The organism is Gemmatimonadales bacterium, assembly GCA_041390145.1.
In the GTDB taxonomy this organism is placed as follows: domain Bacteria; phylum Gemmatimonadota; class Gemmatimonadetes; order Gemmatimonadales; family GWC2-71-9; genus SPDF01.
Window position 1 is genome coordinate 110,376 of record JAWKQM010000004.1, and the last position, 21,460, is coordinate 131,835.

Sequence of the window (21,460 nt, forward strand, 5' to 3'; positions counted from 1 at the left end):
AGCCTCCATGAATCCACAGCTGGAATCATTCCGCTATGACGACGCCATCGTGCGGAAGTTCCTCTGGGCCACCTTCGTCTGGGGCCTGATCGGCATGACGGTCGGGCTGCTCATCGCCACCCAACTGGCGCTGCCGGCCCTCAACCTCGACATCCCCTGGCTCAGCTTCGGGCGGCTCCGCCCCCTGCACACGAACGCGGTCATCTTCGCGTTCGCGGGCAACGCCATTTTCACCGGCGTGTACTACTCGTCCCAGCGCCTGCTCAAGACGCGCATGTTCAGCGACGTGCTGAGCGCGCTCCACTTCTGGGGATGGCAGCTGATTATCGTGCTGGCGGCGATCACCCTGCCCCTCGGGTTCACCCAGGCCAAGGAATACGCCGAGCTCGAGTGGCCGATCGACATCCTGATCGCCGTCGTCTGGGTCATCTTCGCCATCAACTTCTTCGGGACGATCGCGAAGCGACGGGAGCGGCACCTCTACGTCGCCCTCTGGTTCTACATCGCGAGCATCATCACCGTCGCCATCCTGCACATCTTCAACAACCTGGTCGTGCCGGCCGGGATCCTGAAGAGCTACTCGATCTACGCCGGCGTCCAGGACGCCTTCATGCAGTGGTGGTACGGCCACAACGCCGTGGCCTTCTTCCTGACCACGCCGTTCCTCGGGCTGATGTACTACTTCCTCCCCAAGGCGGCGGACAAGCCGATCTTCAGCTACCGGCTGTCCATCCTGCACTTCTGGACTCTCGTCTTCCTGTATATCTGGGCCGGCCCGCACCACCTGCACTACACCGCCCTGCCGGAGTGGGCGTCCACGCTTGGCATGATCTTCTCCATCATGCTCTGGATGCCCTCCTGGGGCGGCATGATCAACGGCCTGATGACCCTGCGCGGCGCGTGGAAGAAGGTGGTGGAAGACCCGATCCTGAAGTTCTTCGTGGTCGCCATCACCGCCTACGGCATGTCCACCTTCGAGGGCCCGATGCTCTCGGTGCGCAGCGTCAACGCCCTGGCGCACTACACCGACTGGATCATCGCGCACGTCCACACCGGCGCCCTCGGATGGAACGGGCTGCTGACCTTCGGCATGGTGTACTGGCTCGCCCCGCGGCTCTTCCAGGCGAAGCTGCACAGCGTCAAGATGGCCGAGGTGCACTTCTGGCTCGCCACCTTCGGCATCATCCTCTACGCCACCGCCATCTACAGCGCCGGCCTCACGCAGGGCCTCATGTGGCGCGCCTACGACGTGACCGGCCGGCTCGAGTACCCCGCCTTCATCGAGACGGTGATGCGCCTCATGCCCATGTACTGGGTGCGCGTGGCGGGTGGCACGCTGTACCTGGCGGGCATGGTGCTCTTCGGCTACAACCTGCTCAAGACCTGGATGGCGCGTCCGGCCACCTACGAGGAGCCGGTCATCCAGGCCGCGCCGCTCGGCGACTACGAGGAACTGACCGCCTCCCGTCCCGCCGGCGTCCTGGCACGGTTCGTCCAGGCGGCCTGGCACCGCACCTGGGAGCGGCTCCCCCTCACTTTCACCATCCTGGTGACGGTGGCGGTGCTCGTGGCCTCGCTCTTCGAGATCATCCCGACCTTCCTCATCAAGTCGAACGTCCCGACGATCGCGTCGGTCAAGCCGTACACGCCGCTCGAACTCGCGGGGCGCGACATCTACATCCGCGAGGGGTGCTTCAATTGCCACTCGCAGATGATCCGGCCGCTGCGCTACGAGACCGACCGGTACGGCGAGTACTCGAAGCCGGGCGAGTTCGTCTATGACCACCCGTTCCTGTGGGGCTCCCGCCGCATCGGGCCCGACCTGGCGCGGGAGGGCGGCAAGTACCCCGACCTCTGGCACGTCCGGCACATGCGCCACCCGAAGGACCTGGAGGCCAAGTCGATCATGCCGGGGTACCCCTGGATGCTGACCAACCAGCTCGATTTCGAGGGCATCCAGCGCAAGGTGGACGCGATGGTGATGCTCGGCGTCCCCTACGGTGAAGCCGTCAACGACGCCCCCGGCATGGCCCGCCGGCAGGCGGAGGCCATCGGGCAGTCCATCGCCGCGCAGGGTGGACCCGCGGACCTCTCTGACAAGGAGATCGTCGCGATGGTGGCCTATCTCCAGCGGCTGGGGCGCGACATCAGCGCCCCCGCAGCGGCGGGCGCCGCGGGAGCGCCGTGAGATGCGCCTCTCCGACATCATGAGCAACGCCGGCCTGTCCCACTATGCGGAAATCGCGCTGGTCATCTTCCTGATCGCGTTCCTCCTGATCACCCTGTCGGTGTTCGCGCCGTCGCGCCGCAAGGAGTTTGACGAGGCCAGCCGCATGCCGCTGGATGACGTTCACCCACAATCACCGCGCCAAGGCCGAGGAGATGCGTCATGAGCGCCTCGCACGATGAAGACCGGCTGCTGGAGCACGACTACGATGGCATCCAGGAATACGACAACCCGATGCCGCGCTGGTGGCTCTACATCTTCTGGGGCTCGATCGTCTGGGCCGCGCTCTACTGGTTCAACGTGCCTGGCATCGGCGTGGGCAAGGGGCGCATCGCGGACTACAACGCCTCGGTGGCGGCGGCCGCCGCCGAGTTCCCGCCGGTGCCGCACAGCGCCGCCGGCGCCGAGCAGCTGCTGGCCATGAGCAAGGACCCCTCGACGCTCGCCACCGGCAAGACGGTCTTCGGCGCCTACTGCGTCGCCTGTCACGCCGCGGACGGCGGCGGCATCATCGGGCCCAACCTGACCGACAATTTCTGGATCCACGGCGGCGCCCCGGAACAGATCTACACGACCGTGCACGACGGCGTCCTCGCCAAGGGCATGCCGGCCTGGGGCCAGAGCCTGAAGCCGGACGAGGTCACCGCCGTGGTGGCCTACGTCATTTCCCTGCAGGGCACCACCCCGGCGTCGCCAAAAGCGCCGGAGGGGACCGCCGCCGACGCCCCCCCGCCCAGCGGGAGTTGAGGAGCAGCTGAACCAGATGAGCACCACGAACGCGTCCCACCCCACCGCCCCCGGGCGGGTGCTGGCGACTCTCAACGAAGATGGATCCCGCCGCTGGATTCGCCCGAAACTCTCGCCCGGGAGCTTCTGGCGGATCCGGCGCGTGGTGGCCTACGGCCTGATGGTGGTGTTCTTCCTGATCCCGTACCTGCGGATGAACGGCAAGCCGCTCGTCCTCCTCGACGTGCCGCACCGGCAGTTCACGCTGCTCGGCTACACCTTCCTGCCCACCGACACGCTGCTCTTCATGCTGCTGCTGATGAGCATCGCCATCTCCATCTTCCTGCTCACGGCGCTCTTCGGCCGGGTGTGGTGCGGCTGGGCCTGTCCGCAGACGGTGTACATGGAGTTCCTGTTCCGCCCGATCGAGCGGCTCTTTGAGGGGGGCCGGAGCGGCTCCATCGGATTCGACAAGGCGGGCGGCGTGCATCTCCGGCGGGTCGCCAAGAACGGCGTGTACCTGGTCCTGGCCCTCTTCCTTGCCCACACCTTCCTCGCCTACTTCGTCGGCATCGACCAGCTCGTCGTGTGGGTGCGCCAGTCGCCCCTTCAGCACCCGACCTCCTTCCTGATCATGGCGGGGACCACGGCGCTGATCTTCTTTGACTTCGCCTACTTCCGCGAGCAGACCTGCCTGGTCGCCTGCCCCTACGGCCGCCTGCAGTCGGTCCTGCTCGACCGCCAGTCGCTCATCGTCGGCTACGAACCGAGGCGGGGCGAGCCGCGCACCCTCAAGGTCAAGGGCCGTCCGGAGGGCGCCGGGGACTGCATCGACTGCGGCGCCTGCGTCCTCACCTGTCCGACCGGCATCGACATCCGCGACGGGCTGCAGATGGAGTGCATCCACTGCACCCAGTGCGCCGACGCCTGCGACGCCATCATGGACAAGGTCGGCAAGCCACGCGGCCTCATCCACTACACCTCGCAGAACACCGTCGAGGGCCTGCCGAGCCGGTTCCTGCGCCCCCGCGTGGTGCTCTATCCGCTTGCGCTCGCCGTGGCGGTGGGGCTGCTCGGCTTCAACCTCAGCACCAAGGCGGACACCGACGTCACGCTCCTCCGCGGCGCCGGTGCGCCGTTCACCCGGCAGCCGAACGGCAGCGTCGTCAACCAGATCCGGGTGAAGATCACCAACCGCGACGCCGCGGAACGCACCTACCGCCTTGAGGTGTCCGGGGTGGCAGGCGCCTCGCTCATTGCGCCGCAAAACCCGGTCGCGGTGCCCGGCGACAAGACGGTGGAGACCAGCATCTTCGTGGTCGTTCCTGAGGAGCGCTTCGAGGACGACCGCGTGCCCTCCACGATTCGCGTCACCGACGGCGCCGACTTCACCGTGGAGATCCCCTTTGAGCTGGTCGGCCCGGAACGGGAGCACGACGACGACCATGCTCCGGTCGCCATCGCGCCTGCGGAGAACGCCACCCCGTGAACAGCGCCAAGCTCTGGCCCGCCGCCCTCGTGGCCGTGCTCGCCATCACCGTCGCGGCGAACGTCGCCATCTACTGGACCGCCAACCACGACAGTTCCTTCGCGGTAGAACCCGACTACTATCAGCGCGCAATCGACTGGGATTCCACCGTGGCGCGCGGACAGCGGAGCGACGCGCTCGGCTGGGCCGCCGACGTGCGCCTCGCGCCGCCGGACGCCGGGCAGGCAACGCTCTCCGTGACGCTGGCCGCCCGCAATGGCACCCCGCTTGACTCCGCCGACGTTCGCGCCGCGCTCAGTCACAATGCGCATGGTGCCAACGTGTTCCAGGTGCGGCTTCTGCCCTCGGGCCCGGGGCTCTACGCCGCCAGGGTGCCCTCCGCCACGCAGGGGCTCTGGCGCGTCGACCTCGCCGCCACGCGCGGCGACGACGTCTTCGTCGAACGCGTCACGGTGGACAACGGAACCCCGCACGCGCCATGAACGCCCTGGTGCTTTCCGTCCTCGGCGCAAGCTTGCTCGGCAGTCCGCATTGCGCCGCCATGTGCGGCGGCTTCGTCTGCTTCTTCAGCGGCCAGCAGGACGCACGGCCCAGCCGGCTGACCCATGCCGTCTATCACCTCGGGCGCCTCCTGTCGTATTCGCTGCTGGGCCTCGCCGCCGGCACGGCGGGCGCCGGATTCGACCTGGCCGGCCGGCTGGCAGGATTCCACCGCCCGGCCGCGGTGGCCGCGGGGACACTGCTCATTCTCTGGGGCCTCGCCGGTCTCGCGGCCGCCGCGGGATTCGGGCGGGGTGCCACCGCGGCCCCCGCCGGATTCCGGAAGCTGTTCAGCGCCGCGATTGCCCGGCTGGCCGGCAAACCACCCACCGTTCGCGCGCTCACCATCGGCCTCCTCACCGCCCTCCTCCCCTGTGGCTGGCTGTACGTGTTCGTGGCCACGGCGGCGAGCACCGGGTCGGCACTGGGCGGCGCCGTCGTGATGGCGGCATTCTGGGCCGGGACCGTTCCCGTCCTGGCGGGCGTCGGCGCGCTGGCGCAACGGGCCGCGGGGCCGCTCCGCGCTCGTCTCCCGGTCGTGACCGCGGCGCTGCTCCTCGTGCTCGGCGTGCTGACCGTCGCCGGCAAGCTCCAGGCTCCGCACGCCGCCGCACACCCACCCGCGGCACATGAGCACCACTAGCGCCCCAACCGAGGCGCCGCACCGCACCGCCTGCGTGCACTGCAGCCTTCCGGTGCCGGCGGCGCTGGTTCGTACCGACGATCAGCCGTCGTTCTGCTGCGGCGGATGCGCCACCGCGTACGCCATCATCCACGATGGCGGACTCGATCGATACTATGACCTGCCCGACAAACGACTCGCCCCCGTGGCGCCAAGCGGCCGCAGCTTCGATGAGTTCGACCACCCCACCTTCCAGCATCTCTACGTGCGCGCCCGTGCCGACGGCACCGTCGACACCGAGCTCTACCTCGACGGCGTGCACTGCGCCTCCTGCGTCTGGCTCGTGGAACGAGTCCCGCTCCTTGTCCCCGGCGTGATCCGGGCCGAGCTCGAGGTGGGGCGCGCGCTCGCGCGCATCGCCTGGAACCCGGCGAACACCTCGCTCAGCGAAATCGCCGGGTTCCTCGACACCCTCGGGTACCGGCCCCACCCATTCCGGGCCCAGCGAGTGGAGGAGTTGCGTCGCCTCGAGGACCGGACCGCGCTGCTCCGGATCGGCGTCGCCGGCGCGCTCGCGGGCAACGTGATGATGCTGGCGGTGGCGCTCTACAGCGGATGGTTTGCCGGAATGGAACCCGCGTTTGTGCAGTACTTCCGGTGGCTGAGCCTGCTGTTGACGGCGCCCGTGCTGATCTGGCCCGGCCGGGTCTTCTTCCAGGGGGCGCTCGCATCCTTCCGGACCAGGCGCCTCCACATGGACCTGCCGATCGCCATCGCGCTCGGCGCGGGGTTCGCGCGCGGCGTGGCCAACACCATCACCGATACCGGGCCGATCTACTTCGATGGCGTTGCGACACTGGTGTTCCTGCTCCTGGTGGGGCGATTCCTGCAGCAGCGCGCGCAGCGGGCTGCCACCGACGCGACGAGCCTGCTGCACGGCCTGACCCCGTCGGTGGCTCGGCTGATCGACGGCGACGCCGTCAGGGAGGTGCCCGCGGAGGCGTTGCTGCCGGGGGTGATCGTCGAAGTGCGCGCGGGAGAGACCTTCCCCGCCGACGGCACGGTCACAGAGGGGGCGTCGCAGGTGGATCTCTCGCTGCTGACCGGCGAGTCACGCCCGGTGCGTGCCGAGCCGGGAACCAAGGCGTGGGCCGGCACCGTGAACCTGGCGGCGGCGCTTCGCATGGAGGTCACGCAGGCCGGCGAGGAGAGCCGTGTCGGTCGCCTGGTGCGCGAGGTGGCGGCGGGGGCCGGCCGACGCGCGCGCATCGTCCTGTTGGCCGATCGCATCGCCGGGTGGTTCGTCGCAACGGTCCTGCTGCTCGCCGTCGGCACCTGGTGGTACTGGCACGGCGTCTCCCCGGATGCGGCGCTCGACTACGCCATCGCCCTGCTCATCGTGACCTGCCCCTGCGCGCTGGCCCTGGCCACGCCGCTGGCCGTGACCGTCGCGATCGGTCGGGCCGCCCGGCAAGGGATCCTGATCCGGGGTGGTGATGCGCTCGAGGCGCTGGCCCGGCCCGGCACGCTGTACCTCGACAAGACCGGCACCGTCACGGAGGGGAAGTTCCGGCTCACCTGCTGGACCGGCGACGACGCCGTCAAGCCGCTCGTCGCGGCACTGGAACGGCACTCCAGTCACCCGGTCGCCACGGGCTTCCTGGCGGCGTGGCCGGACCTCCCCGCCCCCATCGCGACCGGCGTGCGGCAGACGCTGGGCGGCGGCATCGAAGGGCATGTGGCCGGGCACGATGTCATTGTCGGGTCGCCGCCATTCGTGCGCGCGCACGCGACCGGCGCCCCTCCGGCGGCGGACCTGACGCCCGCCGATACCCCTGTCTGGGTGGCGGTGGATGGAACCGTGGTGGCCGTGGCGGCCTTTGGCGATCCACTGCGCCCCGATGCCTCGGCCGTCGTCGACCGACTGCGCCACCGCGGCTGGGTGGTCCGGTTGCTCTCCGGCGACGCCTCCGACGTCGTGGAGTCGGTGGCGGGCCGCCTCGGCATCGCCGCCGGAGGCTGGCGGGGCGAGGTGACGCCAGAGGGAAAGCTGCAGGAAATCGAAGGGGCCGCGGCGGCCGGCCCGGTGGTCATGGTGGGGGACGGCGTCAACGATGCCGCGGCCATGGCGCGGGCCACCGTCGGGGTGGCCGTCCGCGGCGGCGCCGAGGCGTCACTGGCGGTGGCCGACGTCTACCTCTCGCGCCCCGGGCTGGACGCGCTCGACCGGCTGATGGAAGGATCGGAGCGCGCCCTGCGCGTCATCCAGCGCAACGTGGCGTTGTCGATTGTCTACAACATTGTCGGGGCGGGATTGGCGATGGGGGGATGGATCAATCCGCTGATGGCGGCCTTCCTGATGCCGGCCAGTTCGATCACCGTGGTCCTGGCCTCCTGGCGGAGCCGCACTTTCGAGGGGGACGGGTGAGCGTTCTCTATGTGGTGCTGCCCATCGCGATGCTGCTCCTCGCCGGCGCGATCGCGGCATATGCGTGGGCGGCGAGGAAGGGACAGTTCGACGACCTCGAGACGCCGGCGATGCGCGCGCTGCACGACGACGACGCCCAGCCACCCTCCCCTACCAGCGGAACTCCCACCCAACGGTGAGGAGCAATCCCGCAAACATTTCACTGCCGATGTCCTGCAGGCTGAACAGGTACCGCGCTTCGGCCGAGGGGCCGCTGCGTCCCGCATGCCCGCCTGACCACCCGGCACCGACCCCGGCGCCGAAGAGGCTCTCGCCACCGCCCGAGGTGCCCGGGCCCTGATACCCGAGTCCCGCGATGCCATACCACCCCGTGCTGGTCCGGGCTCCATACCGCACAAAGGCACCGAGCGTCGTGAGGTGGGTCTCCGCGCCGAGACCGTAGTACCCGACCTCCGGGCCGAACACGAAATGCCCGCTGCGAAAGCCGAGCGCGGCTCGGCCGCCAGCCAGGACGTCGTTCTCAAGCGCCCCGTTCGTGAACGCCACGCCACCCTGCAATTGCGCCAGGCCGATCCCCTGGGCGGCGATCGGCGTCGGTGCCGCGAGACAACTCAGGGCGAGGGCTGCCACGTAACCCCTCACGGGTACTTCCGCTTCCACTTGGGAAAGGCGGCCCCAATCAGGGCGCCGAGGCCACCGCCGGCCACGGCACCAACCACCATCACTCCGACAACCTCCCCGCCGGAGGTGTCACAGTCGTACTCACAGAGTCCTGGCGCAACGGCCGCGGCGAGAATCCCAATCACGAGCCCGGTGACGCCGCCGATGACCATGCCGGTCGAGGTCGCCCGGCCCTGCACCCACAGCGTGTCGATGGCCTGAATTGGAATCCGACGGACGGCGTCGTCCTGTGCGAAGTCGAGGGTGTCATTCAACGCGACCCCCGCCTTGCCGACGAGCCGGCTCATCGCCTCGCCGCTGATCCGGATCTGCTGGCCGGTGTTGAGCCTGGCCACGGCGCTGTCGCGCTTGACGGCGGCATCCTGCGCGGAGGCCGAGCCTGGGAGGTGAACCATCGTGACCAGGACGAGGAGTGCCAACCACCAGCGCGTCTGGATCATAGGGCTCTCGCGGCTATTTGGTGAGCGTGCTCCGCGCCGCCAGGATGGCGTCGATCAACGGCGCCGAATCGAACCGCACCGGGTCGGTGCAAGGCAATCCCGTCTCCCTGGCCGCCTTCGCGATGGCCGCCTTTGCCGAGACGTCGTCGAGGTCGTAGGTGTTGAGGCTGATGCCGATCACCTTGGTCGGGTGCACCGCGGACCCGATGTCCTCATACCAGCGGATGTAGTCGGTGAGCGGCGGGATCTTGACCCACGCCCCCGCCCGGTAGTCGCCCACATGCTTCCGACTTGCCTGGTGGCAGAGGATCAGCGCATCGGGGCAGGAGCCGTGAAGCAGGCTCAGCGTGACGCCGCTGTAGCCGGGGTGATTGATGCTCCCCTGCCCCTCCACCAGCACGATGTCGGCATCCTTGCTCCCCTGCAGCACGAGTTGCTCGGCGGCGCCCCCGGTGAAGTCCGATACCACCGCATCGACGGAGATGCCCCATCCCTCGATCATGATCCCGGTCTGTCCGGTGGCCACGAAGGTGGTCCGCTGGCCGCGCGCCTTGAGCTCCTTCACCAGCTGGAGCTGGGCCGTCATCTTGCCGACGTTGCAGTCGGTGCCGACCGTCAGCACCACGAGGGCGTCCACGTCCTTGGCGAGGCCGCTTGAGACGGGAATATCGGCCGGAGGCTTGCGCAGGTCGAGGAGCCTGGCGCCGCTGGCCCGGGCCCGCTCGACCAGCATCGGGTCGTCGGCCAGGAAGCTGTGCAGCCCGCTCCAGATGTCGCACCCGGCGTCCAGTGCCTCGGCCAGCCAGGTGCGCCACTGTTCGGGCAGCCGCCCGCCCACCGGGGCGATTCCGATCAGCACCGCGTCGGGTTTGAACGCCAGGCCCTCGCGCATGGTGCCGACCACCGGAATGGCACCGCCGTAGCCGAGGATATCCTGCGCCGTCTTGCCGACGAGCTGGCTGTCCAGCACGGCCACCGTCCGGTCGGGCAAATACCGGATGATCGAGTTGGCGGTCTTCGAGGTGAGGGGGCCGAAGTCTCGGTCGGCCAGGATCAGGAAGCGGGGGGCGCTCATCGGAATGGGTGCTCGCAGCCGGGGTGGAAGATGAACAAAGCTACCGATGCAACGAGGGGCGTGGAAGGGGAACCCCCTTGCACGCCCCTCACCGGCCGAACCGACGGCTCCTCAGCTCTGGGTGTTGTCGTCCTTCTCGATTTCCAGCACCTCGGCCTCATGGACCTCGTCGTCGCCCTTCCCGATCTGCCGCGTCTCCTTGGCGCCGCCCCCGATGAGGCCCATCTTGGCCTTGAGTTCGAGGAGCTGTTGATCCGAACTGCCGTGGTACTCCAGCGCCTCAAACTGCTTCATCAGGTTGTCGCCGCCAAACTCTTCCTGCAGCTCGGCTGACGCAAGCGCCTTCCGTTCCTGATCCTCGATCTTCTCGGTCATGCGCTCGAACGACTCGAAGGCGCTCTTGTCGGACATCCCCGACATCGTGGCCTGGATGCGCTGCTGCGCCTCGGAACGGCGCGCCCGCGCCACGAGGATGTTCTTCTTGCGCTTGGCCTCTTCAATCTTGTCGTTCAGCTGGCGCAGCGAACCCTTGAGCGACTCCGTCTCCGCCTTGTGCTTGACCCAGGTTTCGTGCAGCTGCTGGGCGCCCTGCAGGTGCTCGTTGTACCGCATGAGCGCCTGCTTGGCGAGGTCGTCGCGACCCTCCTGCACCGCCAGCATGGCACGCCGCTCCCAGTCCTCGGCCTGCTTCCGCATGGTTTCGGCGTCGGCATGCAACTTCTTCTCATCGGCAATGGCGCCGGCCACTTCCTGCTTGGCCTTGGCCAGGTTGCTCTTCATGTCGGTGATGAGCTGGTTGAGCATCTTCTCCGGGTTTTCGGCCCGGCTGATCAGGTCGTTGATGTTCGACCGGAGCATGGTGGACAAGCGATCAAAGATCCCCATCAGGCATCACCTTTCGCGATACGGCGCCAGGGCGCCCAAGTGGGTCGCCAGCGCCAGCGTGAGCGAATCGAAGCTGGCCTCGAACTCGCTGAAATCCAGATTTTCCAGCTCGAGGGTGTCCGTCAGGACGACGTGATCACCCTCCACCCCGTAGGATCCATGCACCAGGTCGGTGGCGTTGTATTCCAGCAGCTGCCGGTAGAGCTCGGCGCGCCGGGACGGCTCGGCCGGCAACTCCATGACCCGCACGCGAAGGATCAGGACGGGCGGGGAGAAGCTGACCACCACCTCCGACTCCTCCGACGTCCGTACCTTCCACAGCCCATCGCCCAGCTCTTCGACAGTCCCCCCGGCCGCTTCCATCCGGTCGAGGAAGGACTGGACGTCATCCCGTGTGACCATGACACCCCCTCTGCAAGAATCTAACCGCGGCTGTCACGCCGCCAAACGCCCCTCAACCGGGGGGAAGGTGCGAGGACTCCTCGGCGCGTTGCCGGGCAAGGAGCCGCTCCGTGAAGTCCAGGCGCTCCTCCAACTCCACCATCCGGCCGCGCATGTCGTACAACTCCTCGAGGACTTCCGGATGGGGCTCCGCCTGGGTCAACGTTCCCTGGTGGATGCGCGCCGCGAGCGCCTTGCCCACCGGGCCCTTCAGCACCACGGCTCCGACCACACCCCCGGTGATGAGCGCCGGAATCGCGAAGTCCTCGCCGATGACGACCGACAGTGCGATGAACGTGCCCAGCAGGGCGACGCTGACGATCGTGATGGCGGCGTACAGCGGGCCGTTGGTTTCCCTCATGTCAGTCGCTCCGGTTCACGGGCCTGCGCGAGGAGTCGCTCCGCGAAGTCGAGGCGCTCCTCAAGTTCATGGAGTCGATATTGCGCCTTGTTCCAGTTCCGCCAGTCGTGCCTCGATCTCCGCCGGCGACTCGTTCACTCGAGGCCTCACCCAGCCTCGTCTCCGCCCGTTCCCGAAGGCGCGGCGCCCGCCGGACGCCGAGCGAGCGACGCGGCGGTGATAATTCCGATGAGCCCGATCGCCACGCCGTGGCTGTGTACTGGGCGCCGACGGCGATCACCGATACGGTGACGCCCACCTGGACGTCCACCACGTCGACCCCGACGATCCCGAACGTCCGCTTGATCCAGCTCACCGGGGCACCTCCAGGCGCTTGGACTCCTCTCGCGCCTGGGCCAGCAGGCGCTCGGTGAAGTCGAGGCGTTCCTCAAGCTCCACGATCCGATGCCGCATATCGTCCACGCGATCGAGCAAGTCCGCCGGTGCCTCCGCGGGGCCGATCGAGGCGTCGGCCATCCGTTCCGCCAGCGTCTTGCCGGCCAGGCCGCGCCAGCCAATCGCTCCGACCACACCACCGAACGCAAGCAGCGCCCATGGGCCGAAGAGGTAGTTGTCGCCCACCGTCGCCGCCACTGCGATGAACGCGCCCAGGGTCGCCGCGCCCACGAGGGAGCCAACGGTGTACATCTTGGTGTTCGGCGTCGTCATGCCAACCGCTCCGGTTCCCGGGCCTGCGCCAGCAGTCGCTCCGCGAAATCCAGCCGCTCCTCCAGCTCATGCACCCGGTAGTTCAAGGCATCGACCTCGCCCAGTTTCGCATCGAGCTCGGCCAACCGGTCGATGATCACCTCGCCGGTGGTCTCGCCGATGGCGCGCTGCGGGCCTCGCTTCAGTCCCAGATGCCGCCGGATACCGAGAATCACCAGCGAAACTGCGCCCACCCCCGCCACCAGCGCCTCCGGGTTGGGGCCCGGCTGCGTCCCGGCCATGATCATCAGAAGCATGGTCACGCCGGCCTGGATCACGATATCCACCCCATCCAAACCGACCACGCGGCGGATCCAGCTCACTTCCCCTCCTCGAGGCGTGTGCGCTTCTCGCGTTCACTCACCAGCATCCGCTCGGTGAAATCCACCCGCTCCTCAAGCTCGAGGAGCCGCGCCCGCTCCTGTTCCAGTTCATAGAGACGGTCGTCCAGTTCCTGCAGCGCCTCCTGGCCGCGCGGAGCCGGCGTCGCGGGGCGATTCATCCGTCCCAGGTACATCCGCAGCCCGAGCACCGCCGTGGAGGCCGCGAGAATGATCATCGCCACCGCGTCGCCGTCGTAGTTGAACTCCCCGCCGGCGCCGCCCGCGACGACCGCGACGACGACCGTGAGACCGACGTGGATGGTGATGTCCTTGCCGTCAAGACCGAATATCTCGCGAATGCGGCTCATCGGCGCTCCTCGATCCGTGCGGGTTCCCGTCCCTGGGCAAGGAGCCGCTCCGCAAACTCCAGTCGCTCTTCCAGCTCGGCCATCCGCCGGTAGACCAGGTCGGTCTCCCCGGTCACCGGCCGCTCGGCCTCGAGCGCCTCGAGGCGCGCGAGGACGTCCGCATTGATGGCCTCCGGGCCGCGGATGCGATCCGCCCAAGCCTTGAACACCGGCGTCATTGCCGACCAGAAGGCGATGTTGATGACGCCGATGGCGATCCAGAACGCGATCCCCTGATAGGTCACCGTCAGCCCCGATCGCCTGGCACGGGGAGCCGGGGCGCCTCGCGCTGCTGCGCAAGCAGGCGCTCGGCGAAGTCCAGCCGCTCTTCCAGTTCGTGGAGCCGGTCCACCTGTTGCTCAAGCTCCGCGACCCGCCCCTGCAGTTGCTCGACGTCCGGCAGCGTCTGCCCACTGGTGCCCTCGATGCGGCGCGCCAGCGCCTTCCCCAGCGGGCCGCGCAGCACGAATACCGCGGCGGCCGAGATGAAGAAGACAATGCCAACGAGTGCCGGGGCGACGTCGTTCGGGTTCATGGGGTCGGCCGCCTAGTGAGGGAGCCGCGCCTGCTCGCGCTGCTGCGCGAGGAGGCGCTCCGTGAAGTCGAGCCGGTCTTCCAGTTCGTGGACGATCCCCTGCCGCTGTTCGAGGTCGGCCACGCGGGCTCGCAGATCATCGATCTCGGCCAGGATGGCCGGGTCCTGCCGATGCTTGCCTTCGATCCGCCGCGCAATGGCGCGGATGAGGGGAAAGCTGATCAGCACGGTCGCTGCAAAGAACGCCACTGTGATGAGCACGACGGCCGGGGTGCCCAGAAAAGCCCACGGCGGCAACCCGGGGATGGGCGGCAACGGGGGAATCGGGGCCACCACCACCTCTCCCTGTGCCAGCAACGACAACGCACCGATCATCGGGAACCTCCTGGGGGCAGCTGCGCATCGTCCCGCTGCCTGGACAGCAACCGTTCGGTGAACTCCAGCCGTTCCTCGAGCTCGTGCACCGCCACCCGCTCCTCCTCGAGCTCCGCAAGGCGCGCGCGCAGGTCCTCGACATCATTCACCCGCGCCTGCAGATCGCGAATTTCCGCCGCAAGCGCCGGGTCGAGTGCCGCCCGCCGGCCTTCGATGCGGCGCGCCAGTGCCCGCACCAGCGGATACATGACCAGTGCGACGGAGGCGAAGAGAGCCGCCGCCGTCAGCGTGAACGCCCGCGGGTCCATGGTGACCCACGGGGGCAGGTTCTGGACGACTTCCGCCTGGACCAGCGCCGGCAGCAGGCCAATCATCGTGATCCTCCCGGCGGCAGCCCGGCGGTGTCCCTCTGTTGCGCGATCAGGCGTTCCGCGAAATCCAGCCGCTCCTCCAACTCTCCAACCCGCTCCCGCAGCCCGTCAACCTCATCAAGCACCTGGTGGTCCTGGTGTGTCACCCCACCCTCGATCTTCCGGAGCCAAGCCTTCCGGAGGGGCACCGCAAAGAAGAAGACCAGCGCAATACCGGACCCGAGCAACATCATCATGACGACGAATTCTTCGTGCGGCACGGAGTTGTCCCCTAGTTCGGTGGAAGTTGCGACGGTTCATGGCGCTCGGCGAGGAGCCGTTCGGCAAAGTCCACCCGTTCGTGAAGTTCCGCCACCTGGACCCTCAAGTCGTCAATCTCGCCCAGCACCTGAGGGTCGGGTGGGGCCAACTCATGGGTCCTGGCCCGGATCCGCTCGGCGTATGCCTTTCCGATCGGGCTGACAGAGAGGAGGAAGAGGGTTCCGCCCCCAAAGATGAAGATGATCGCGAGTACACCTTCCATGTCGGCTGCCTTCTTCAGGGGTGAATATTGGAAGTACGGCAAGACGTTTCAATTTGTTTCATTGAATGGAGCGCCGACGATCTAAGCTGTTCTCCCAGAATGCTTTATCTGAACCAGGCGCTCCTTCGCAAGCCGTCTCCCCGTCGGGGTCGCAGCCAGCCCCCCTCCCGCTGTCTCACGATACCGCACATCCATCGAGCGGCCAATCTCGCCCATGGTGTCGATCACCTCGTCCGCCGGGATGGGGAACTCGATACCCGCCAGCGCCATCTCGATGGCCGCCAGTGCGATCGCCGCACCAGTCGCGTTGCGAAAGACGCAGGGAATTTCGACGAGCCCGCCCAGCGGGTCGCAGACCAGGCCAAGTGTGCCCTGCATCGCGAGGGCGACGGCGTGGGCCGCCACCGTCGGCGAGCCGCCGAGCACTTCGACGCCGGCCCCGGCGGCCATGGCGGCGGCGGCGCCGGTCTCCGCCTGACAGCCGCCCTCGGCCCCGCTGAGCGAGGCGCGCACCGCCACCACCGCGCCGATCAGGCCGGCGGTCGCCAGCCCGCGCACCAGCTGCTCATCCGTCGCGACCCCGCGCCCGGCCAGCCCGAGCAGCACGCCGGGCAGTACCCCCGCGCCGCCCGCGGTGGGCGCGGCCACGATGACACCCATCGCCGCGTTGACCTCCTGCACTGCCAGCGCGCCTGCAATGACCTCTGTGAAGAGGGTCCCGGAGAGCGGGCCGGTCAGCCGGTCCAGCTTCGCGGCGTCGCCGCCGACCAGCCCGCTGACGCTCCTGAGGTCGCCGGGGAGGCCGCGCGCCACGGCGCCCCGCATCACCTCAAGCGCACGCGCCAGCCCTCCCTCGAGCTCGGCCCGGCTGCGCAGTCCGTGCGCCACCTCGCGCCGGAGCGCGAACTCACCCAGCGAGACGCCCGCCGCCTCTGCCTGCACCACCGCGTCGTTGAGGGAGTCCATCAGCCGTCCACCCGTCCGATGGCCCGGACGCTCTGCACCCGCGGCAGGGCGAGCAGCGCCGCCAGCGCCTCGGCGCCTACCGCCTCGTCCAGCTCGTAGATGTGAATCGCATGCCCACCCTTTTCGCGCCGGGAGACCTTGATCGTCGCGATATTGCCGCCCTGCGCCGCCAATGTGGTCGTGATGGCCGCGACGGCGCCAGGCTGGTCGCTGGCAACGACGACGAGCGCGGGCAGGGTGCCGGTGATTTCCACAGGGTAGTCATCGATGCTGGTGATCACGATGCGGCCGGCGCCGATGGACGACCCGACCAGCGTGACCTGGCGGTCACCACGCCGGAGCGTGAGACGGGCGGTGTTCGGATGATGGTTTCCGCGCAGCTTGGTGGTCTGAAAGGTGACGGCCATGCCCGCGGCGGCGGCCAGTTCGAGGCTGTCGCGGAGCCGTTCGTCGTCGGGACGAAAACCGAGCAGGCCCCCCACGAGCGCGCGATCGGTGCCATGCCCCTGGCCCGTGCGCGCGAAGGAGCCGTGCAACTCGATGAGGGCGCTCTCGGGGGGACCGCCCAGCAGCGCCCGCGCAAAGAGGCCGATGCGGCAGGCCCCCGCCGTGTGGGACGACGAGGGCCCGACCATCACTGGTCCGATGATATCGAGAAGGGAGATCATCCGTCAGAGCAGTTCCACCTGCTGGATGTCGCCGAGGGACAACGCGATCTCCGTGTCCTCGATCCCGAGAGGTCGCAGATAGACCTCGTGGGCCGCGACGTGTGCGTCGAGCGAGGTCGGCACGCCCGACACCTCGCTCGTGTCCGAGAGGACGACCCGCACCGGCTGATCGTGGTCTCCCGCATACCCCAACAGGCTGACGATTTCGTCAAAGGTCATCTTCGCCTCCTGGTCAGAGTCTTCCGTGAATGTACGGGCGCCACCAAGCCGCCGCCAGCGAGGCCGGAGGTCAGCGCGCCTCGCGCAGCACCCGCTCGAGGAACGGGCCGGTCTGGCTCGCCTTGACCCGGGCCACCGCCTCCGGCGTCCCCTCGGCGACCACCGTCCCTCCCCGGTCGCCACCCTCCGGGCCAAGATCGACGATCCAGTCGGCGGTCTTCAGGACATCGAGGTTGTGCTCGATGACCACGACGCTGTTGCCCTTGTCCACGAGCCGGTGGAGGACCTCCAGCAGCAGGCGCACATCCTCGAAGTGGAGCCCCGTGGTCGGCTCGTCGAGGATATAGAGGGTGCGCCCCGTATCCCGCTTGGCGAGCTCGGTGGCGAGCTTGACCCGCTGCGCCTCGCCGCCGGAGAGCGTCGTGGCCGCCTGTCCGAGGTGGATGTACCCCAGCCCCACGTCGTTCAGCAGCTCGAGCTTGTCGGCGATGCGGCGCTGGCTCTGGAAGAAGTCGAGCCCCTCGGCCACGGTCAGGTCGAGCACCTCGGCGATGCTGCGGCCGCGGTAGCGGACCTCCAGCGTCTCCCGGTTGTAGCGCTTCCCCTTGCAGACCTCGCAGGGGACATACACATCGGGCAGAAAGTGCATCTCGATCTTCACCAGCCCGTCGCCCTGGCACGACTCGCAGCGGCCCCCCTTCACGTTGAAGGAGAAGCGCCCCGGCCCGTAGCCACGGATCTTCGCCTCCGGCAACTGGGTGAAGAGCTCGCGGATCGGAGTGAACAGGCCGGTATAGGTAGCGGGATTCGACCGCGGTGTACGCCCGATCGGGCTCTGGTCGATCTCGATGACCTTGTCGATTTGGTCGAAGCCCTCGATCCGGTCGTGCTCGCCTGGGACGACACGCGCGCGATAGAAGTGCCGGGCCATCGCACGGTAGAGAATGTCGGTCACGAGGCTTGACTTCCCCGACCCCGACACACCGGTCACCGCGACAAACAGCCCGAGGGGAATGTCGACCGTCAGGTTGCGCAGGTTGTTGGCGCGCGCCCCGACGACACGGAGGCGCTTGCCTGGGACGGCTTCGCGGCGAACCGCGGGGACCGGAATCCGGAGTTCATGCCGGAGGTATCGGGCCGTCAGGGAGGTGGGGTGCGCCAGCACTTGGTCGACGGTGCCTTCGGCCATCACCTCGCCCCCGAACCGGCCGGCGCGGGGCCCGAGGTCGATGACGTGGTCGGCGGCCCGGATGGTCTCCTCGTCGTGCTCCACCACGATGACGGTGTTCCCGAGATCGCGCAGTCCGCGGAGCGTGCCCAGCAGCCGCTCGTTGTCCCGCTGATGGAGCCCGATGCTCGGCTCGTCGAGAATGTAGAGCACGCCGACCAGACGCGACCCGATCTGGGTGGCCAGCCGGATGCGCTGGGCCTCGCCACCGGAGAGCGAGCCTGCACCGCGCCCAAGCGTGAGATATTCGAGGCCGACATCGCGGAGGAAGCGGAGCCGGTCGGTCACTTCCTTCAGGATCGGCCCCGCGATATCGGGGTCGAGCCCGGGGCGGCCCTTCGCGCGGATTGGCAGGCTCTCGAAGAACTGCACCGCCCGCTCGACCGAGAGGTCCACGACCTCGCCGATGCTCTTGCCATTCACCAGCACGGCGAGGCTCTCCGGCTTGAGGCGGCGCCCGCCGCACGCCGGGCAGGGCCGCTCGACCATGTACTCCTCGAGCGAGGTCCGGGCAGCATCGCTGCTCGTCTCCCGGTAGCGCCGCTCCACGTTGAGCAGCACGCCCTCCCATTCGCTCTCGTAGTCGCCTTTGGAGCCGCGGCCATCCACCTGGAACTTGAACTTCTTTCCGGGAATGCCGTGGAGGAGCCCGTGGCGGGCGGCCTCACTGTGCTCGCTCCACGGGGCGGCGAGGTCGAACTTGAGCGCCTTGGCGAGGGTGGGCAGGACCACCTTGCGCAGGTACCCGGTCGGCTCCCCCCACGGCAGGATCACGCCCTCGAGGATCGAGATCCGCGCGTCGCCCAGGATCAGTTCCTCCGTGACCGTCCGCCTCGTCCCGAGTCCGTGGCACTCCGCGCACACCCCGAACGGCGAATTGAACGAGAACTGCCTCGGCTCCAGCTCGGGCATCGACAGGCCGCAGGTGCCACAGGCGAAGCGTTCCGAGAAGGTGACCGACTCCGTTGCACTGCCCCGCTTCCCCGACTCCCCACCATGCTTGACGACTTCCACGACCCCGTCCGCCACCTTCAGGGCCGTCTCGATCGAGTCGTTCAGGCGCCCCCGGTCCGACGCGCGCACCACCAGGCGATCGACCACCACCGCCACGTCGTGGTTCTGTCGCCGATTCAGCTTCGGAATCTCGGACAGGTCGTAGGTCGTCCCGTCCACCCGCGCCCGGACGAAGCCCCGCTTCTGGATGTCCTCGAAGAGGTCCTTGAATTCGCCTTTCCGACCCCGCACCAGCGGCGCGAGCACCTCGATCCGGGTGTCCTCCGGCCAGGCCAGCACGGCGTCAGTGATCTGGCTGGCGCTTTGCCGCTCGACCGGGCTGCCGTCGTTCGGGCAGTGGGGGACGCCGGCCCGCGCCCACAGCAACCGGAGGTAGTCGTAGACCTCCGTCACGGTCCCCACGGTCGAGCGAGGATTGTGGCCGGTGGACTTCTGCTCGATGGAAATGGCGGGAGAAAGCCCCTCGATCACGTCGACGTCGGGCTTTTCCATCAGGCCGAGGAACTGCCTTGCGTACGCCGAGAGGGACTCGACGTAGCGGCGCTGACCCTCGGCATAGATGGTGTCGAAGGCCAGCGAGGATTTGCCGGAACCGGAGAGCCCCGTGATGACGGTAAGGCGATTCCGGGGAATCGTGACGGAGATGCCCTTGAGGTTGTGCTCGCGGGCGCCCCGGACGACGAGATATTCTTCTGCCATAGCCATGGAGGATACCCCGGAGAGGCGCCATGATTCAACTCCGGGAATGCAGAGCCCGGGGGGGCAGCCGTTCCCTTTTCCCCCCTCTCCCGACAGTTTTCCCCTGTACCTGTCCGTCACCCATCCCCCTGGCCCCCATCCCCATGCGCCGTTCGAAGCACAGCAGAAGCAGCGGTCGCCAGCAGGCGCTGGGAGACCTCTTCGCGCCTGACAGCCTTGAGGGGGACCAGACCCCCAAGGGGACGGACGCGCACTTCCCCCTCCGTCCGTTTGCCGGGGAGATTCCCCTTTCGGTCGGAATCGATCCACACGCGGAAGCCGCTGAAACCCCGTCGGAGCGCCTGCTCCGGCTGGCCCGGGAGGCTGCGGCCAAGGGTCGGCGGGCGGAATCGGAGGCATTGTTCACTGAGCTGCTCGCGCTCGACCCCACGCATCTTGACGGACGGGTGGACCTGGCCCGCCTCCACGAGCGCCATGGGCAGGAAGAGCAGGCCTATCTCCACCTGAGTGAGGCGGTGCGCCTGCATGCCGAGCACCCCGAGGCCTTGGTGGCCCGTGGGGCGTTTCTGGCCCGGATCAAGCGGCACCCGGAGGCCGAGGCCGATCTTCAGCGCGCGCTCCGGCTGGCCCCGAAGGACGCCGGCGTCCACTTCGAGCTGGGGTTCGCCCTCTGGCGAAAGGGACTGGCCAGCGAGGCCGTTGAGCACCTCCGGCGCGCCGCGGAGCTGGCCCCTGAGCGCGCCGAGGCCGTCTACTACCTCGGCGAGTCGCTCCATCAGATTGGCGACGACCTCAATGCACTCGCCGCGCTGGAGCGCGCCGCGGCCCTCGACGCGGGCAATCCCAAGCCGCTGCAGTTGATGGGCCGTGTCCTCGACCGTCTGGGCCGGCCTGAGGAGGCCGGTGAGATGTATCGACGCGCGCGCGAGGCGGTGCCGCGGTGATCGAGGTGGTGGTGGACGACCTCGCGTTCCTCGACGTCGACGCCGTCCTGCGTCCGGCGAGCGACACACTCGACCCGGTGGCGTCGGTGTCCAGTCGCCTGGACCAGCTCGCAGGGCCTGCCTTCGCCGAGGAGCGACGCCTCCAGTCGGCCATGGAGGTCGGCTCCGCCGTGGTCACCGGCGCCGGTGACCTCTCGGCGCAATTCGTCATTCACACCGTGATCCGCGGCGAGCATGGGAATGTTTCGACCGACTCGGTGCGCCGGGCGCTGACATCGGCGTGGCAGCGGGCCTCGGTCTGGGGCCTCGAGCGGGTGGCGAGCCCGCCGATCGGCGCCGGAGCCGGGCAGCTGGGGCTGGCCGAAGCCGCCGCGCTGATGGCCCAGACATTCGCAGCGCACTCCCGCAGCGGGCGCCCGCCCACGTCGTTGCAGATCATCGTCGATCGCAACGAAGAGCGTGAGATTGTCGAGGCCGCCGTTCGCGGGGTGGACCGCTGAAACGCAAATACCTCGCACTGGGTCTC

29 protein-coding genes are annotated in these 21,460 nt (G+C 68.5%); 10 read left to right on the plus strand and 19 right to left on the minus strand.

Features of this window, described 5'->3' with window-relative positions:
* Nucleotides 1–7 precede the first annotated feature (7 nt).
* The 8 genes from ccoN to ccoS are packed head-to-tail and all read left to right on the plus strand — an operon-like array spanning nucleotide 8 to nucleotide 8,211.
* Complete coding sequence (gene ccoN, locus R2910_03955) at nucleotides 8–2,188, plus strand: cytochrome-c oxidase, cbb3-type subunit I (protein ID MEZ4412120.1); 2,181 nt, start codon at nucleotides 8–10, stop codon at nucleotides 2,186–2,188.
* A 1-nt stretch (nucleotide 2,189) separates the two neighbouring features.
* Complete coding sequence (locus R2910_03960; protein MEZ4412121.1) at nucleotides 2,190–2,393, plus strand: cbb3-type cytochrome c oxidase subunit 3; 204 nt, start codon at nucleotides 2,190–2,192, stop codon at nucleotides 2,391–2,393.
* Nucleotides 2,390–2,974, plus strand: coding sequence for a cbb3-type cytochrome c oxidase N-terminal domain-containing protein (locus R2910_03965; GenBank protein ID MEZ4412122.1), 585 nt, complete (start codon nucleotides 2,390–2,392; stop codon nucleotides 2,972–2,974). The genes R2910_03960 and R2910_03965 overlap by 4 nt, the downstream gene beginning before the upstream one ends.
* Before the next feature lie 16 nt (nucleotides 2,975–2,990).
* Nucleotides 2,991–4,442: a cytochrome c oxidase accessory protein CcoG gene (gene ccoG / locus R2910_03970; GenBank protein MEZ4412123.1), complete on the plus strand. Its 1,452-nt coding sequence runs from the start codon at nucleotides 2,991–2,993 to the stop codon at nucleotides 4,440–4,442.
* Nucleotides 4,439–4,924: a FixH family protein gene (locus R2910_03975; GenBank protein ID MEZ4412124.1), complete on the plus strand. Its 486-nt coding sequence runs from the start codon at nucleotides 4,439–4,441 to the stop codon at nucleotides 4,922–4,924. The genes ccoG and R2910_03975 overlap by 4 nt, the downstream gene beginning before the upstream one ends.
* Nucleotides 4,921–5,625 (plus strand): sulfite exporter TauE/SafE family protein, encoded by a 705-nt coding sequence (locus R2910_03980; protein ID MEZ4412125.1) that lies wholly within the window; start codon nucleotides 4,921–4,923, stop codon nucleotides 5,623–5,625. The genes R2910_03975 and R2910_03980 overlap by 4 nt, the downstream gene beginning before the upstream one ends.
* Complete coding sequence (locus tag R2910_03985) at nucleotides 5,612–8,032, plus strand: heavy metal translocating P-type ATPase (protein ID MEZ4412126.1); 2,421 nt, start codon at nucleotides 5,612–5,614, stop codon at nucleotides 8,030–8,032. The genes R2910_03980 and R2910_03985 overlap by 14 nt, the downstream gene beginning before the upstream one ends.
* Complete coding sequence (gene ccoS, locus R2910_03990; GenBank protein MEZ4412127.1) at nucleotides 8,029–8,211, plus strand: cbb3-type cytochrome oxidase assembly protein CcoS; 183 nt, start codon at nucleotides 8,029–8,031, stop codon at nucleotides 8,209–8,211. Before R2910_03985 ends, ccoS begins: the two co-directional genes overlap by 4 nt.
* Here ccoS and R2910_03995 read toward each other — a convergent pair.
* The 19 genes from R2910_03995 to uvrA all read right to left on the minus strand — a co-directional run bounded on the left by R2910_03995 (nucleotide 8,183) and on the right by uvrA (nucleotide 19,996).
* On the minus strand, nucleotides 8,183–8,662 hold the full coding sequence (locus R2910_03995) for a hypothetical protein (GenBank protein ID MEZ4412128.1): 480 nt from the start codon (nucleotides 8,660–8,662) through the stop codon (nucleotides 8,183–8,185). The two genes, ccoS and R2910_03995, sit on opposite strands and share 29 nt — an antisense overlap.
* An 8-nt stretch (nucleotides 8,663–8,670) precedes the next feature.
* Nucleotides 8,671–9,153, minus strand: a complete 483-nt coding sequence (locus R2910_04000; GenBank protein ID MEZ4412129.1) for a hypothetical protein — start codon at nucleotides 9,151–9,153, stop codon at nucleotides 8,671–8,673.
* Between the two features lie 13 nt (nucleotides 9,154–9,166).
* The gene (locus R2910_04005) at nucleotides 9,167–10,228 is read right to left on the minus strand and encodes a DUF1611 domain-containing protein (GenBank protein MEZ4412130.1); all 1,062 of its coding nucleotides are present in this window, start codon (nucleotides 10,226–10,228) and stop codon (nucleotides 9,167–9,169) included.
* Nucleotides 10,229–10,339: 111 nt separating this feature from the next.
* Nucleotides 10,340–11,113, minus strand: coding sequence for a PspA/IM30 family protein (locus R2910_04010; GenBank protein MEZ4412131.1), 774 nt, complete (start codon nucleotides 11,111–11,113; stop codon nucleotides 10,340–10,342).
* Between the two features lie 6 nt (nucleotides 11,114–11,119).
* The gene (locus R2910_04015; protein MEZ4412132.1) at nucleotides 11,120–11,515 is read right to left on the minus strand and encodes a YbjN domain-containing protein; all 396 of its coding nucleotides are present in this window, start codon (nucleotides 11,513–11,515) and stop codon (nucleotides 11,120–11,122) included.
* A 52-nt stretch (nucleotides 11,516–11,567) separates the two neighbouring features.
* Nucleotides 11,568–11,915 (minus strand): hypothetical protein, encoded by a 348-nt coding sequence (locus R2910_04020; protein MEZ4412133.1) that lies wholly within the window; start codon nucleotides 11,913–11,915, stop codon nucleotides 11,568–11,570.
* Between the two features lie 351 nt (nucleotides 11,916–12,266).
* Nucleotides 12,267–12,623, minus strand: a complete 357-nt coding sequence (locus tag R2910_04025) for a hypothetical protein (protein MEZ4412134.1) — start codon at nucleotides 12,621–12,623, stop codon at nucleotides 12,267–12,269.
* A complete protein-coding gene (locus R2910_04030; protein ID MEZ4412135.1) occupies nucleotides 12,620–12,985 on the minus strand; it encodes a hypothetical protein in 366 nt (121 codons plus the stop codon). Before R2910_04030 ends, R2910_04025 begins: the two co-directional genes overlap by 4 nt.
* Nucleotides 12,982–13,353 carry a hypothetical protein gene (locus R2910_04035; protein ID MEZ4412136.1) on the minus strand — a complete coding sequence of 124 codons (372 nt, stop codon included), beginning with the start codon at nucleotides 13,351–13,353 and terminating at the stop codon, nucleotides 12,982–12,984. Before R2910_04035 ends, R2910_04030 begins: the two co-directional genes overlap by 4 nt.
* Nucleotides 13,350–13,637 (minus strand): hypothetical protein, encoded by a 288-nt coding sequence (locus R2910_04040; GenBank protein MEZ4412137.1) that lies wholly within the window; start codon nucleotides 13,635–13,637, stop codon nucleotides 13,350–13,352. The genes R2910_04035 and R2910_04040 overlap by 4 nt, the downstream gene beginning before the upstream one ends.
* A gap of 2 nt (nucleotides 13,638–13,639) precedes the next feature.
* Nucleotides 13,640–13,927, minus strand: coding sequence for a hypothetical protein (locus R2910_04045; GenBank protein ID MEZ4412138.1), 288 nt, complete (start codon nucleotides 13,925–13,927; stop codon nucleotides 13,640–13,642).
* 12 nt (nucleotides 13,928–13,939) lie between these two features.
* Nucleotides 13,940–14,302: a hypothetical protein gene (locus R2910_04050; GenBank protein ID MEZ4412139.1), complete on the minus strand. Its 363-nt coding sequence runs from the start codon at nucleotides 14,300–14,302 to the stop codon at nucleotides 13,940–13,942.
* Nucleotides 14,299–14,676 carry a hypothetical protein gene (locus tag R2910_04055; protein MEZ4412140.1) on the minus strand — a complete coding sequence of 126 codons (378 nt, stop codon included), beginning with the start codon at nucleotides 14,674–14,676 and terminating at the stop codon, nucleotides 14,299–14,301. Before R2910_04055 ends, R2910_04050 begins: the two co-directional genes overlap by 4 nt.
* Nucleotides 14,673–14,933: a hypothetical protein gene (locus tag R2910_04060; protein MEZ4412141.1), complete on the minus strand. Its 261-nt coding sequence runs from the start codon at nucleotides 14,931–14,933 to the stop codon at nucleotides 14,673–14,675. The genes R2910_04055 and R2910_04060 overlap by 4 nt, the downstream gene beginning before the upstream one ends.
* Before the next feature lie 11 nt (nucleotides 14,934–14,944).
* Nucleotides 14,945–15,196 carry a hypothetical protein gene (locus R2910_04065; GenBank protein ID MEZ4412142.1) on the minus strand — a complete coding sequence of 84 codons (252 nt, stop codon included), beginning with the start codon at nucleotides 15,194–15,196 and terminating at the stop codon, nucleotides 14,945–14,947.
* Between the two features lie 81 nt (nucleotides 15,197–15,277).
* Complete coding sequence (gene sdaAA, locus R2910_04070) at nucleotides 15,278–16,162, minus strand: L-serine ammonia-lyase, iron-sulfur-dependent, subunit alpha (GenBank protein ID MEZ4412143.1); 885 nt, start codon at nucleotides 16,160–16,162, stop codon at nucleotides 15,278–15,280.
* Nucleotides 16,162–16,830, minus strand: a complete 669-nt coding sequence (gene sdaAB / locus R2910_04075; protein ID MEZ4412144.1) for an L-serine ammonia-lyase, iron-sulfur-dependent subunit beta — start codon at nucleotides 16,828–16,830, stop codon at nucleotides 16,162–16,164. Before sdaAB ends, sdaAA begins: the two co-directional genes overlap by 1 nt.
* Before the next feature lie 3 nt (nucleotides 16,831–16,833).
* Entirely contained in the window at nucleotides 16,834–17,049 is a 216-nt protein-coding gene (locus R2910_04080; protein MEZ4412145.1) for a hypothetical protein, read from the minus strand.
* 70 nt (nucleotides 17,050–17,119) lie between these two features.
* On the minus strand, nucleotides 17,120–19,996 hold the full coding sequence (uvrA, locus tag R2910_04085; GenBank protein MEZ4412146.1) for an excinuclease ABC subunit UvrA: 2,877 nt from the start codon (nucleotides 19,994–19,996) through the stop codon (nucleotides 17,120–17,122).
* Nucleotides 19,997–20,133: 137 nt separating this feature from the next.
* Here uvrA and R2910_04090 point away from each other — a divergent pair, with 137 nt between their 5' ends.
* Both R2910_04090 and R2910_04095 read left to right on the plus strand, forming a co-directional pair.
* Complete coding sequence (locus R2910_04090; GenBank protein MEZ4412147.1) at nucleotides 20,134–20,934, plus strand: tetratricopeptide repeat protein; 801 nt, start codon at nucleotides 20,134–20,136, stop codon at nucleotides 20,932–20,934.
* Nucleotides 20,931–21,434, plus strand: coding sequence for a macro domain-containing protein (locus tag R2910_04095; GenBank protein MEZ4412148.1), 504 nt, complete (start codon nucleotides 20,931–20,933; stop codon nucleotides 21,432–21,434). The genes R2910_04090 and R2910_04095 overlap by 4 nt, the downstream gene beginning before the upstream one ends.
* The last annotated feature ends 26 nt before the right edge of the window (nucleotides 21,435–21,460 follow it).